The following is a 14,295-nucleotide window of genomic DNA, read 5'->3' as shown; positions in this document are numbered from 1 at the left end:
AGGAAAAATCGACTCTGTGATGCTAGTGCAAAATAGAACAATAAAATAGTATTCACTTAAAAACATATAAAATATTAGGATGACAAAAATGAGAAACCTTATGATACTGGTAGCCGGGCCTTACCGTTCAGGCACCAATGATGATCCGGTGCTGATTGACGCTAATGTAAAAGCGATGACCGATACCGCTTTAGCTCTTTATAACAAAGGACATCTTCCTGTATTGGGTGAGTGGTTTGCACTGCCGTTGATTGAGGCTGCAGGCTCAAAAGAAATAGGGGATGCCGTTTTCAATCAGATCTTTCATCCGGTTGCCATCCAGCTGATAAATCATTGCGATGGTGTACTGCGAATTGGCGGGCCGTCAGCAGGAGCTGATGAAATGGTGGAAACAGGTTTAGCTTACGGCAAAACGATCTACAGAAATCTGGAGGAGATTCCTGAATTTAAGGATGAAGTCTAAACTAAATAGAGATTAAGTAAAAAAAAAACCTTAAACGATTGACATTTAAGGTTTTTTATAATAACAGGAATTGAATTGATAAACACAGGTTGTTAATTTGATAAATTTTTTAAACAATCTAATTAAAGACCTTGTATTTTATTTAATGTTTACTTGTTTTTGTTTTTTAATGTCAGGTCAAATACAAACCAAGCGAAGGAAACAATGCCTATTGCAAAGAGAACATCTCCAAAGGTACGCAGCCATTTTAAAGTAATCATGGCTGGGTCTTGCATTAATTCAGCGGAACGAGCATACCACATTCCTTTTTCGATACTTTCAATGGCTTGCCAAATACCAATTGGAAGTAAACTCATTGTTGCCATTAAAAACAGACCAATATTAAGTGACCAGAAAGTGGTTTTAATCAGCTTGTTATTCCACGAGATATTTCTATACAAACTTCTTAACACAAATAACATCAAACCAATTCCCAGCATTCCATACACTCCAAACAATGCGGTATGACCATGAAGAGGAGTAGTATTTAGTCCTTGAACATAATACAAAGCTATGGGTGGATTAATGATAAACCCGAATATTCCGGCTCCAAGGAAATTCCAAAAAGATACGGCAAGCATGAAATAAATAGGCCATTTATAATCATCAACCCAGGCTGTTGCTTTAGAAAGTTTATAGTTGTGATACGCTTCATATCCGATAAGAGTTAACGGTACTACTTCCAAGGCGCTAAACGTAGCTCCCAAAGCCATAACGGCACTGGGTGTTCCCGAAAAATACAGATGGTGAAATGTACCTAAAATTCCTCCAGCCAGAAAGACTATCGTGCTAAACAATACATTCAATGTGGCTGTTTTTGTTTTCAATAAGCCTAAACGAACAAAAAGGAAAGCAATTACAACTGTAGCAAATACTTCAAAGAATCCTTCTACCCACAAGTGAACTACCCACCATCTCCAATATTCAGCAATGGCAAGATTGGTTTGTCTTCCCCACATTAATCCAGCAGAATAGAAAAGTGCAATCGCAGAACATGAAATTAGAAAAAGAATGATAAGATTTTTTTCTTCTGTTTTTCTTTTTAAAACAGGAAGGAGAGGGCGAACCATTAAAGCCAGCCACAAGAAAAGTCCAACCAGCAAAAAGATCTGCCAAAAACGGCCTAGATCGACATATTCATAACCTTGATGTCCAAACCAAAAATTTTGAACCAAGTTTAGTTTTTGCATTACTCCAAACCATTGACCGATCATGGATCCAACCACAATTATGAGTAAGGCTATGAACAAAAAGTTGATTCCAAAACATTGAAATTTAGGATCTTTTCCCGAAACTGCAGGGGCGATATACAATCCTGTTGCAAGCCAGGCTGTGGCTATCCATAAAATAGCCAATTGGGTGTGCCAAGTCCTAGTTACGGCATAAGGCAGAAATTTGTCTATTGGAATGCCATACAAACCATTTCCTTCTACACCATAATGGGCAGTTACAATTCCCAACAGCACTTGTAAAATCATAAGTAAACTTACCACCCAGAAATATTTTTTCACCAAATACATTGATGGTGTCATGCCTTGTTTTAAGAGCGGATCTGATTTTGGTATTGGCAGACTTTCCCCTTCACCGGATTTTGCATGATAAAAAACCAATAATCCAATGCATAGTATGAGGGTTATAATACTGACACCCGACCAAGCCATTAAATCGGTGGTGGCTTTGTTTCCTACTAAGTCATCTGCCGGCCAGTTGTGCGTGTATGAAATATCAGAATTAGGTCGTTCTGTAACTGTTGCCCAAGTTGCCCAAAAGAAAAATGCATTCATTTTTTGCATTTTAGTTAAGTCTGTGATGGCATTTTTTGGAATCGCATAGTCATTTCTCAATTTGTCAAATTCGGGAGAATTCGTAAACAAACCTTCATAATAATGACTTAAATATTGAATGGCCAAAATCCTATTTTCAGAAATAGTTATTGCTTTTGTTTTTTCATCGTATCTATTGGTTCTTAAATCGGCCTGCAGACGTATTTTTAGAGCAGCTTGCTTTTCCTTATCCAATGCATCAAAATCTTTATTGAAATCTTTTTGCGCATAGCGATTCAATATAAAAACAGCTTCTCTATGAAGCCAGTCGGCTGTCCAATCTGGGGCTACATAAGCACCATGCCCCCAGATGGTTCCTACTTCTTGGCCTCCCATACTTTGCCAGACATTTTGACCATCTTTAATCTCTTGACCGGTAAAAATGATTTCGTTGTTTTCTGAAATTATTTTTTCGGGAATGGGCGGTGACTGCTGGTAAATTTCATAGCCATAATACCCTAAAACTCCAAAGGAAAAGATCGCTACCAATAACAATCCAATCCATAATTTTTTTTCTTGACTCATAATTTCTAATTAGTTTTTTTGTGACAATTCTTTTTCCAATTCTAACGCTCTGGGAAACAAAATATTATTCTCCAAATGAATGTGAAGGTGTAAATCCTGTTCAAATTCCTTAAGTAATGCAATTGTTACTCTATAAGTATTGCAGGCATCTTCAGGCGGTGTGTAATTATTGCTTAATGTTTCAATTTTTCTAAATCGGTCACCCTCCGTGGTGTGTTCGTCCATCATCATTTGAATAGGGTTTTGTACGCTGCCAGACTGTGGTGTCTCCCATTTGGAGTTTTCTTGTTTTGCCTGAACCATTTTGCGTACCCTGGGGAACACAATAAGTTCTTCTTTTTTCATGTGTTTTGCCAGCTCACCGGCAGTAGCGTTGAAATGTTCGCTGATTTCAAGCAGTTCAGGGTGACGTTCTCCGTGAACTCTGCATATTTTATCTAGGTAGGGTTTTATTTCCAGCGTTTTTTCTTCCACATAACGGTGATGTCTTTTCTCTATATAATCAGCCAATAAATCTATAGGCCAAGATTTATAATCGATTGTATTCTCTACATTGGATTGTATGAGTGCATTCAAATCTGAAACAACTAATTTGTCATCAATTTTTTTTGCCTCACAAGCATCATTAATGGTTCTGTTGCCTTGACAGCAAAAGTCAATGCCGTATTTTTTAAATATTGATACAGTTCGGTAGTCTTTTGCTACTAATTCGCCTATAATTTGGTTTTCTTGAATATTCATTTTTTTATAATTTAAAGTTTTGTATTAATATGTTCTATTTTAGAATAATATTGGATAAAAATATCCACTATTATTTTAATTTTTTTTTTATCGTTTTAAAAAAGTTAATTTTTTTTCATGATCCATAGCCAATGTTTTTACACTAGTTGTTTCTAACATTTTTTTAAGTTCATCCCTAACGAGTTTAAATTGATTATGCACAGGACAAGGCTTTTTTTCGTCACATTTTTTTAACCCTAAACCACAGCCATTGTAAATTGAATCTCCATCAATTGCAAAAACTATTGCACTCAGCTTTATCTTTTCCATTCTTTGTATATCCATTGAAAAGCCTCCTGTAGGGCCTTTGTCGGAGTTTATGATAAAACTTCGACAGAGGTGCTGCAATATTTTTGAAGTATAAGCAGTTGGCGATTCTATTGCTTCTGAAATTTCTTTCAAGCCCGCTTTTCTCCCAGTCAAAGATTGTTCGGCAATGTAGATCGATGCCTTGATACCGTATTCGCAAGCTTTTGAAAACATTTATTCTTTTTTACAGCACAAAGGTAAGTATTTATTTTTAATAGTGGATAAATTTATCCACTATTAATTTGTTGTAATGAAAATCTGGTCGTTTTAATCAGTCTGTACACGTATTCAAGACTTTTATAAAATAAGAAAAGATTAGTGTTACTGTTTGTTATTGAGGTATTTCCGAGTAACAATTTTTAATTGAGTTTTTCATAATTCTGATTTTTCTTCATTAAATAAACTACAATATTGTTAATTTTTATTACTTGTACTAAAAATATCAAAACCTGAAGATATCATCCAATTCGATAATCTGCTTTCCTGACTGTAAAATTTTGGGAGCCTTCGCTAATTTTTCTGCAAGTACAGAAGTAGGTATCGGCTTAAATTTACGGACTATGCCTAATGAATTTAGAAATTTTAGTACCGATGCACTTAAACGTTCACCCATTCGGTTTGTATCCTTTCGAAGAAGTAAACCAGGTCTGAAAACAATATAGGAATCAAAAGCAAGGCTTGCAATCTTGTCTTCCAATTCTCCCTTTATTTTAGAGTAAAATACTTTGCTTGTCGATGAAGCACCGTAAGCCGAAAGTAAAACTGCTTTCGAAATGCCATTGGTCTTTGCTATTTCAGCAAATTTCAACGGAATTTCATAATCAATGTGCCGCTGATTTTCTTTTGAACCTGCCACTTTTAGCGTAGTTCCCAAACAGGAAAATAAAACATCTCCATTGATTAATTCTGAAACTTCTTCCAGTTTGTCAAAATCGGTTAAAACTTCGGTCAATTGAGAGTGCTTCATTCCACTATAGCGGCGAACAAATAATACCACTTCTTTATAATCCGAATCCTGCAGCAGAATATTTACAAGGTCTTTTCCTGTAGCACCCGTGGCACCAATGACTAATGCTTTCATACTATTGTTTTTTAGTGGTTAATAAAAATAAGCATTTTTTGCAATCCAATGGTTTTTGATAATAGGAATAAATTGTTAGCCATATTTCAAGCTTTATTTACAAGAAATATTTGTTTTGATGTAAAAGTTTTAAGAGCTGAAAATCATTTATTTGTATTAACACAAAGAATTCGATTTAGTGCGAATAACAAAAAAAGTCTTGAAAAATTAAGGTTTTTTTGAGTTGGAATAAGTAGAATTTAGTGACTTCTATGGGAGGCAGAGGTTAACCATTATGCACGCTGCACACCCAACAGTTTACAATTAATTTTTATATTTGAGGAATTAAAATACTAAAATGAGCGAAAATACTAAACCGTATGCCTTAATAACCGGTGCCAGCAAAGGCATTGGAAAATCGATTGCTTATGAATTGGCCAAACAGGGGTATCCATTATTGCTGGTTGCAAGAAGTGACAAGGAGTTAAAAGTGCTATCTGATGACCTTCAGGTTCAATACGGAATCAATGCTCCTTTTTTATCGATTGATCTTTCGACAAACGATGCATCACTAAAAGTAACCGATTGGATAAAAACCAATAATTATCGAGTTGGCTTTTTAGTAAACAATGCCGGTTATGGAGTTTGGGGTGATTTTAGTAATTCTTCTCTAACCGATCAGCTTGGGATGATGCAGCTTAATATGAATGTAGTTGTAGAACTTTCGCATTTATTAATCCCCATACTTTCACAGGAAAAACAAGCCTTCATTTTAAATATATCGAGTACTGCTGCCTACCAGGCTGTACCTACGCTGGCTGTTTATTCCGCTACAAAGGCTTTTGTCTTATCATTTACCCGTGCCCTGCGTTTTGAACTTGCCCAGACTTCAATATCTGTAACCTGTTTTAGTCCGGGTCCCGTTAATACTGGTTTTGCTTCAAGAGCTGGTTTAGATGCTCTTGGTAAAATGGCTCAAAAGTTCAATATGCAGCCAGACGAAGTTGCAAAATTGGCAGTAAAAGCCATGTTTAGCAAAAAATCAGAAGTTATTCCGGGGTTTACAAATATCATTTCGGTTTACGCCAACCGCATACTGCCAAAGGCTTTCATCGAAAAAACTGCAGCCGGGATTTATAAAATTTAATTTTTTTTTCAAAAAAATAAAAAAAATATTCTTTGCGAAAGGAAAATTATATTACTTTTGCTTAAAGTTCTACTAATTCGATAGAGTATGTATAATAAAAGAAAAATATTTGGTTTTACTAAAAGCGGAATGCACGCAAAGATGCGGATGCGCTGTTGTTGCTGTTGCAGCTGCTAATCCCTTAGATAAAATTACAAACACATTATTTCATTTATTAAATCTATTTATCATGATATCTTCTTATAAAAAATTTACACTTACAGAACAATTAACTGATGAGCAAATTGCCTTTTTTAACCAACATGGCTTCATCCATTTCAAAAAATTTATAAATCCCGAAACTGTTACATCTATTATTGATGCTTCGAAAGAAGTAGAGCAAAAATGGATTGACAATAACCTTGAAAAAGTAAATGGCGTTCCAATTAAATACGGAAAAGATTTAGATGGTTCTCCTATTGTACAGCGTTTTGCTTTTATCAATCAGCATCATCAAACCTTAAGCGGTCTTTTACTTGATCCAAGATTGGATGGTTTATTGCCATTGGCAGGCGAGGGAGCAAGATTAGGCACCGAAGAAAAAGACGGAATGGTTTTCAATCATTATATCAATGGACCAGAAAGTAAGTTTGCCAAAATGGGCTGGCATACAGATGGTTTGAGAGATATTTTTTATGGTGCAAAATTAAACCCGATGCTAAATGTAGGTATTCACTTAAGTACTTTAAAACCCGAAAATGGTGGTCTTAAAATCATTCCGGGGACTCACAAGCAGAGTCTTTATCAAATGCTTTTTCGTAAAAAATACTTTTTAGATCATAATGCCGACCCAGAGGAAATTGCTATCAATCCAGAAGCTGGAGATTTAACCATTCACGATGGCCGTTTGTGGCACAGGGTTGCAGAATCATCTATTCGTGGTGAAGAAAGCAGAAGGAGAGTGATTTATATTCCAATTATAGCAGGAAAATATGCTCCTAAAAATGAGAATAGTCCAACGGTTTTCTATCAGCGTTTTGCTGGAATTGTTAAGTAATCATGTTGTTTATCATCGCATATAGTTATCTGGTTAGATCAGGTAAACTAAAAGGTACCACAGATTTTCTTAAAAATACGCAAAGAAAAATAAAGCTGAAAATTACAAAACTAGAATTGGGTTATTAATGGGAACAGAAACACAGACTGCAGATTATAGTGCAATTGTACAAAGGACATTCTCAGATCGTAAGCGGACTAATATTTTAAAAAGAGCAGAACAGTTAACGATTGTATTTTTACTTCCAAAGGTGCCTAAATTCATTTCGCCCAACGTACTCACTTTGCTAGGTACATTGGGTTCGGGATTGGTTTTTTTAGGTTTTGTTTTAGGAACTTATGTAGCAAATTGGTATCTGCTTTTGGGTATTATCGGTTTGGCTGTAAATTGGTTAGGTGATTCTTTAGATGGAAGACTGGCTTATTACAGAAATATTCCGCGACGCTGGTATGGTTTTGCACTCGATATTATTGCCGATTGGATTGGTATTGTATTCATAGGTTTTGGCTACTATATTTATGCTAAAAACGGCACAAAAATGATAGCTTTTGCTTTTGTTGCATTGTATGGCTGGTCGATCATCATCAGTCAACTGCGTTACAAAATTACAAATGAATACAGTATCGATTCCGGCTTTGTTGGTCCAACAGAACTTCGATTTATTATTGCTTTAATTCTGATTTTAGAAGTTGTTTTTCATGGATCAATTACCTATTTGGCTGGCTTAATAACAGTTTTATTACTGATAATCAATATTGCTGACAGCATAAAACTTTTAAAATTGGGTGATATAAGAGATCAAAACCCAGACCGTTATGCCTAGGAAAAAGTCCATTTACACTTTTCTGCAGGCACAAGTTGCTGCATTTTTAGGCGGAGTTACCGATTATGGTTTAATGATTGTATTTACAGAAGTAGTTAAACTGCATTTTACCTTTTCTATTTTAATCTCCGGAACTGTTGGCGCAGTTATCAATTTCAGCATCAATAGATTTTGGGTATTTAAAAATCAATCGGGTTATAGCAGCCACATCAATAGTCAGCTTTTTAAGTTCGCGCTGGTGGTATTAGGGAGTATTTCCTTAAAATCATCTGGTACGCTTATTCTGCAGAAAGTATTTCAAATCGATTATAGAATCGGAAGATTAATCACAGACAGTTTTGTTTCTTATGGATTTAATTACCCACTGATTAAATATTGGGTTTTTAGAGTAAATGAAAAACAGAATGTAATCGAATCAAATTAGTTACAACCTGAGCTCGATTATTAATTTTTTGGAGCAGAATATTAGGCATTTATAGGAAGATTGGTCCCGCTATCCACTATATCTTTCCTGCCGAACCCCGGCAGGAAAGGATGTCGCTTCTATCGGGGCTGAGAGATAACTTTCTGCTTTTTTACAATAATCAAAAAAAGAAAACAATTAAGAATCTAATTAAGTTTACAAATATTTCGTCATGAATAAATTATCATTTAAATATTTCACAAAATTACTAATCGTTATAGCGGTCTTAGTAAATATGATTTCACAAAATGTATTGGCACAATCCAAAAATCCGTCGCCATTACATTTTCCAACGCCTAAAAATGTAGATAATATGCTGTTTTATATTCAGCGTGATCCTAATATAAACACTGCTATTTATGCTATAAATTACCAGGAAAATGGAAAAATAGACAAAAGCAATCCTATAAAAGCGTATTGGATTCGATACGCTGAGAAAGGAGAAAAAAAAGATTTTAGTTATGTACAGCGCAAATTTGCCTACGGAATACAAAGTAAAACAGTAAATAATGAGGAGTTTGAACTTCAGTTTGTTTCGTACAAAAAGCTGCCGTTAACTTTAAAAAAGATAGATTCAGATCAAAAATATCATGTTTTTGTAAATGTAAATCAGAAAAAAATTCAGGTAGAAAAAATATTTGTACGTATCGAAGGAGGTTCTTTTTGGTTACCCAATGTAAAGTATGCCGAAGTTACCGGAATTGATACTTCTTCAAATAAAACAATTACGGAAAGGATTTTATTGATATAAGGTGCTTATTCTTGGATGTTTATAAATTATTTAATATTCGGTAAATTTAAGATAATTATAATACTTAGTTTTTTTATTTATTTTGATGCTAAAATTCTGTTAAGTTATTGCTCTGTAAATTTAAATTTTCTCTTAATTTTATTTGAGACATGCATATTTGTACATTATTTCTAGTTTCATTTGTAGTACAGAAAAGCCATAAAAAACGCTAAATCGTAAGATTTAGAGTTTTTTATGTTGACTAAATAATTTAGAAACTATTTTATGTAAGATTAATAAAAAATTAATGGGTTTTAAATTGAAAAAATATCGACAAAAAATGAAAGTTTATTTAAGTTAAATAATCAATTACCCATGATCTTTTTTTTGCTATAACAGAGAAAGATGAAAACTTAACTTCAAACAAATGGAGAGATATCTTAAGTTCGATCTAAAAAAAAATAGAAAATCTGCAAACTATCAGGTGTTGTAGATTTTTTTATGATTTTTAGTTTTTAGCATCTTGCTTCAGATGTGTCTGCTCTAAGATTTTCTCAAACTAAGGTAAGGGTGTATTCTTTTTTTAATTTTACTATAATTCAAAAAAAATCATTGTTTAGAATTTAGTTTATAGTTTCTTTCGGAATTTTAAATGGATGCATCGAAATAGCTAGTACGCTGAATGTTTGCAAATTTGCTTGTCATAAAAGAATTAAAATTTGTAAAAATGAGTTTGAAACTGTTCTTTCAAATAATTTTTGGTACTTCTGAATACAATGGTTTTATGGATATAAATTGAACGGATTTTTTTTTTTTTTTTCTATTCATTAGACATTGCGAAAGCTGAAGTTCATTTTTTGAATATAAAGCAAAAAATGCCTGAGTGTATATTACATGGAAAAAGAGGTTGTTTGTCTCAAAGTATTCTATTCCAAACGGTGAATATTAAACTAGAAATTCAAAAAAGTATTTATAAAAAAAATTATAAGCTTAAATTTTAAATCCTTAGGTATCAACAAAAAAAATTGAGTTGTTTTTTTTTATAACTATTTGACTATTTAAGAATTATAAATAAATTATAATAAAAGTTTCGAATGTTTTAAAGCAATAATTTTAGCAAAAATAACTGCATTAACATTGGTACGATATATTAATAGAATCATAGTTGAAAAACCAATAAACATCTTAATAAATCAAACAATTTAAATATAACCAGTTCGAAATATATATATTATAAAACTTATGTTTTTATTTTAATTAAGTGTAAAATTCTTAATTTTAATTGGTTTATTGATGCCAATAGACCGTAATTTATATTTTAACAAAATTTATAATAATAATAAAATTTTGTTATTAAGATAATTACTTCTAGATTTACATCATCTTTGTATTACATTTGATAAGTCAATGGTACTAAAAAAAGGATAAAGTTAATTTATTTGTTTTATATTTTGTAAGAAAAAATGATATATATCTATTATGCCTTTATTTCAGAGAATAATCATGAAAAATTGATGCAAGAGTTTTTGTTAAGATTTCCAATTGATTTTCAGAATAAAATAAAAAGTTATCAAAGGTGGGAGGATGCTCAATTGTCATTATTAGGCAGAATATTGCTTTATAGGGGAACTGATAATTTTAATGGAACTTATAAAGAAACTAGCGTAAAATATACTAAGTATAAAAAACCTTATTTTGGAGAAGATAAAGTTTGTTTTAATATTTCTCATTCAGGAGAAATTGTTGTTTGTGCTGTGACTAATGTTTGTGATATAGGAATTGATATTGAATTGCAACGTGATATTCAAATACAAGATTTTCAATCTGAAATGACAGAGGGAGAATGGATAAAAATTTCCACATCTTTTAATAAAAAGGGTTCATTTTATAATTATTGGACCCAAAAAGAAGCAGTGATCAAGGGGGGCGGAAAAGGTTTGTCTGTACCGCTAAAATCTTTTGAAATATCAAAAAATATTGCAATTGTTGAGAATAAAAAATTTTTCCTTAAAGAGATTAAGTTAGACAGTAAATATAAATGTCATATAGCGACTAGTAAACTGGTTAATGAAAAGTACATAAAGATTTTAGAATTAGATTCTTTAAATAATTATATAAATTTAATATAGATTAAAAGATTTTTTAATGGCAACGAACAATAAAGTAATAGCTCTCCCATTTGCAGGAGGTAATAAATATAGCTTTAATGGTATTGAAAAGCATGTGCCCAAAAAAATAGATTGGATTACTTTGGAACTTCCAGGACGAGGCAGTCGCTTTAAAGAAAGTTTGTTGGATAGAATTGATCATATGGTAGATGATCTTTTGAGTCAAATGATCCCCCATATACACGACGAAAATTATATTATATATGGACACAGTCTGGGGACATTATTAGGATATGAATTGGCAAAGAAAATAACTGAAAAAAAAATGAATAAACCAATGGCTCTTTTTTTTACAGGACGTGGGGCACCAGGGTTTAACCGATTTGATAATAAAAAATCGATACTGCCTAGTCCTCTTTTCTGGGAAGAAGTTAATAAAATTGGAGGGCTACCTAAAGAAATTTTAGAATGTAAAGAACTTTTGGATCTTTACTATCCTATAATGATATCTGATTTTAAGGCTATTGAGGATTATGACTATTTACCAATGGAAGTGCCTTTTACTTTTCCTATTCATATTTTTATGGGTAAGGATGAAATAGGTATTGGTAATGAAAAAACTTCTTTATCAGGTATGAAGGCCTGGCAGACTGAAACTAGTGATAATTGCACATTTGAACTTTTAGAAGGAGATCATTTTTTTATTTTTAAACATGCCGAATCAATTGCAAAAAGAATATCTCAAATTGCGATGGGTTCTTTCAGTATTTATTAGAGTCATGAATTTATTCATTATTATATGTTAATTTTTGAATGATATCAGAACAAAATTAAAAGATAGTCTTGAAACATATTATTTATTGACGTTTGTTAATGTAATATGAAGATTTTTTATTTAGGAATTTAGTAATCATTGGTCATTATTATAAGTAATTACATATTATTTTTTATAATAAAAAACGATAAGGATTGAAAATTAAAGATTATAGTTAAACCGAATTTTAATAAAGTTATTTTTTGAAGATCTTTTTTAATTGCAGTTTCCGTAAGCTATAATCTAAGAACACTATAAATTCATGCTCTCTTGATTTTAATCAATGTGCTAGTTGAATTTTTATTATAAAAAAGAATACTACTGTAAATATTAACTCTGACGGAATTTTTCTGTAATTGAAAATATTCTTGTTGAAATTTGGGCATATTAAGTAAAGTATGTTCGTAAATAAAAAAATGGATATTTTTTTATTCTTAAACTATTGTTCAAAGAATATAAGATGCCTTTGAGGGCGAATTAAATATAAAATAATAATTATGAATACAGATCAAGTTTATTTGAAACCAAATTTAGTAATAGAGCCATTATTTGATAACTGGTATGCATGGAGTCATTTGATATCTCCGGCAACAGCAGCTATGAATATTACGGGTAGGCATTTAAAAATAATGAGTTCCTATATTCAGGCTCCTGCAGCACATGCTGCGGCAGTAAAAAACCCAAAAATGCTAGGAGGTCCCTTTATTGATTATGATGGAAAACGGGTAAGTGAGATAGAACAGTTACGTAACAATACTTTAGAAAATCAAAAAGAGCTTATCGTATTCAGTGAAGCGGTCAAAGAGTTAAACTTGATCTTAATGGCAAAAGCAAAAGGATATTCTCTTGAACCTTTGTATGAAGAAGTTCCTGAAGTGTTAAAAGGTTATGTAGAATTGATTTACGATCTTAACAATCAGCCTTCTTTTAGATTTTTTGAGCCATTATTATATAATAGTGAATTTTATAAAGAAACTTCACAAAGTATTTTATTGTGGCTGACCGATAATGACCAAAGGCCTTTTGTTTTAAGCACACCACGTTTAGAAGATAAGGATAAAATACACTTGAATATACCTTTTAGCCACAGTGGATTAGATGAACTCAGTACAATGAGAAGAATTCCAGGATCATTTAGTAAAATTAAAAAGAAACTGGATATACCTGCTGATATGGAGGCAGTTTTTGAATCTTTTTTTACAACTGATGCCCCTAAACCTTATGAAAGATATAGAGGAGACAAGGTAAGAATGCGCTATTTTGGTCATGCATGTATATTGGTAGAGACTAAGGATTTAAGTATTCTTATAGATCCTATTATCAGTTATTATGGTTATCATCAGGAAGTTAATCGATTCTCGGATATGGATTTACCTGATACTATTGATTACGTTTTAATTACGCATAATCATCAGGATCATATTTTATTCGAAACTCTTATTCCTTTAAGACATAAAATAAAAAATGTAGTCGTGCCAAGATCTTCTAATGGTACTTTGCAAGATCCTAGTTTGAAATTGATGTTCAATTCAATTGGGTTTGATAATGTAGTAGAAATTGATGAAATGGACACTATTAAATTTCACGATTGTTCTATTACAGGTATTCCATTTATAGGAGAGCACTCGGATTTAAATATTCAGGCTAAAATATGTCATTACGTACGTGTTGGAGATTTTAAAATGGTTTTCGTTGCCGATTCCTGTAATGTAGAATCAAAAATTTACCAGAGAGTACAAGCTTTACTTGGAGATGTTGATGTTATCTTTTTAGGAATGGAATGTGACGGAGCACCTCTTTCATGGCTTTATGGTCCATTGTTAACAGAACCATTGCCAAGAGATAAGGATTCTTCTCGTAGATTGGCGGGCTCTAATTTTGAGAGAGGAAAAGGATTAGTACAAGCATTTAATCCAAAAGAAGTATATGTGTACGCAATGGGGCAAGAGCCTTGGTTAGAATTTATTAGTAGTATTAAATACACAGCAGAATCTCATCCTATTATTCAGTCTGACTTATTGATAAAGGATTGTCAGGCTAATAACATAATTGCCGAACGTTTGTTTGGGGAAAAAGAGATTATGTATTCAAAGTAGGTCGAATTCTTATTCCTTTTGATAATTAAGAATACGTCAAAAGGCATATAAAATATCGATAAACGTTAATGTTCGTGAA

13 protein-coding genes are annotated in these 14,295 nt (G+C 32.4%); 9 read left to right on the top strand and 4 right to left on the bottom strand.

What is annotated here, in order from left to right:
* Positions 1-100 precede the first annotated feature (100 nt).
* Positions 101-463, top strand: coding sequence for a DUF4406 domain-containing protein (locus C8P67_RS19760; RefSeq protein WP_245980539.1), 363 nt, complete (start codon positions 101-103; stop codon positions 461-463).
* A gap of 149 nt (positions 464-612) precedes the next feature.
* On the opposite strand, the gene C8P67_RS19755 is transcribed toward C8P67_RS19760, so the two are convergent.
* The 4 genes from C8P67_RS19755 to C8P67_RS19740 form a co-directional block, all read right to left on the bottom strand.
* The gene (locus C8P67_RS19755) at positions 613-2,850 is read right to left on the bottom strand and encodes a nitric-oxide reductase large subunit (RefSeq protein ID WP_211319940.1); all 2,238 of its coding nucleotides are present in this window, start codon (positions 2,848-2,850) and stop codon (positions 613-615) included.
* Positions 2,851-2,859: 9 nt separating this feature from the next.
* Positions 2,860-3,591, bottom strand: coding sequence for an iron-sulfur cluster repair di-iron protein (gene ric / locus C8P67_RS19750; RefSeq protein WP_115814915.1), 732 nt, complete (start codon positions 3,589-3,591; stop codon positions 2,860-2,862).
* 87 nt (positions 3,592-3,678) lie between these two features.
* Positions 3,679-4,113: an RrF2 family transcriptional regulator gene (locus tag C8P67_RS19745; RefSeq protein WP_115814914.1), complete on the bottom strand. Its 435-nt coding sequence runs from the start codon at positions 4,111-4,113 to the stop codon at positions 3,679-3,681.
* A 268-nt stretch (positions 4,114-4,381) separates the two neighbouring features.
* Positions 4,382-5,020, bottom strand: coding sequence for an NAD(P)H-binding protein (locus tag C8P67_RS19740; RefSeq protein WP_115814913.1), 639 nt, complete (start codon positions 5,018-5,020; stop codon positions 4,382-4,384).
* Positions 5,021-5,357: 337 nt separating this feature from the next.
* Between C8P67_RS19740 and C8P67_RS19735 the strand changes: the two genes are divergently transcribed.
* The 8 genes from C8P67_RS19735 (at position 5,358) to C8P67_RS19700 (ending at position 14,216) form a co-directional block, all read left to right on the top strand.
* Positions 5,358-6,146 (top strand): SDR family NAD(P)-dependent oxidoreductase, encoded by a 789-nt coding sequence (locus C8P67_RS19735; protein WP_115814912.1) that lies wholly within the window; start codon positions 5,358-5,360, stop codon positions 6,144-6,146.
* A gap of 229 nt (positions 6,147-6,375) precedes the next feature.
* Entirely contained in the window at positions 6,376-7,182 is an 807-nt protein-coding gene (locus tag C8P67_RS19730; RefSeq protein ID WP_115814978.1) for a phytanoyl-CoA dioxygenase family protein, read from the top strand.
* Positions 7,183-7,309: 127 nt separating this feature from the next.
* Positions 7,310-8,005 (top strand): CDP-alcohol phosphatidyltransferase family protein, encoded by a 696-nt coding sequence (locus tag C8P67_RS19725; protein ID WP_115814911.1) that lies wholly within the window; start codon positions 7,310-7,312, stop codon positions 8,003-8,005.
* Positions 7,998-8,429: a GtrA family protein gene (locus tag C8P67_RS19720; RefSeq protein WP_115814910.1), complete on the top strand. Its 432-nt coding sequence runs from the start codon at positions 7,998-8,000 to the stop codon at positions 8,427-8,429. The genes C8P67_RS19725 and C8P67_RS19720 overlap by 8 nt, the downstream gene beginning before the upstream one ends.
* 211 nt (positions 8,430-8,640) lie before the next feature.
* Complete coding sequence (locus C8P67_RS19715; protein WP_115814909.1) at positions 8,641-9,219, top strand: DUF4833 domain-containing protein; 579 nt, start codon at positions 8,641-8,643, stop codon at positions 9,217-9,219.
* A gap of 1,442 nt (positions 9,220-10,661) precedes the next feature.
* Positions 10,662-11,327, top strand: coding sequence for a 4'-phosphopantetheinyl transferase family protein (locus C8P67_RS19710; RefSeq protein ID WP_115814908.1), 666 nt, complete (start codon positions 10,662-10,664; stop codon positions 11,325-11,327).
* Positions 11,328-11,343: 16 nt separating this feature from the next.
* Positions 11,344-12,081: a thioesterase II family protein gene (locus C8P67_RS19705; protein ID WP_115814907.1), complete on the top strand. Its 738-nt coding sequence runs from the start codon at positions 11,344-11,346 to the stop codon at positions 12,079-12,081.
* A 536-nt stretch (positions 12,082-12,617) separates the two neighbouring features.
* A complete protein-coding gene (locus C8P67_RS19700; RefSeq protein WP_115814906.1) occupies positions 12,618-14,216 on the top strand; it encodes an MBL fold metallo-hydrolase in 1,599 nt (532 codons plus the stop codon).
* Positions 14,217-14,295 lie beyond the last annotated feature (79 nt).

Source organism: Flavobacterium aquicola (genome assembly GCF_003385115.1).
Taxonomy (GTDB): Bacteria; Bacteroidota; Bacteroidia; order Flavobacteriales; family Flavobacteriaceae; genus Flavobacterium; species Flavobacterium aquicola.
This window is presented reverse-complemented; position numbering and strand designations above follow the sequence as displayed.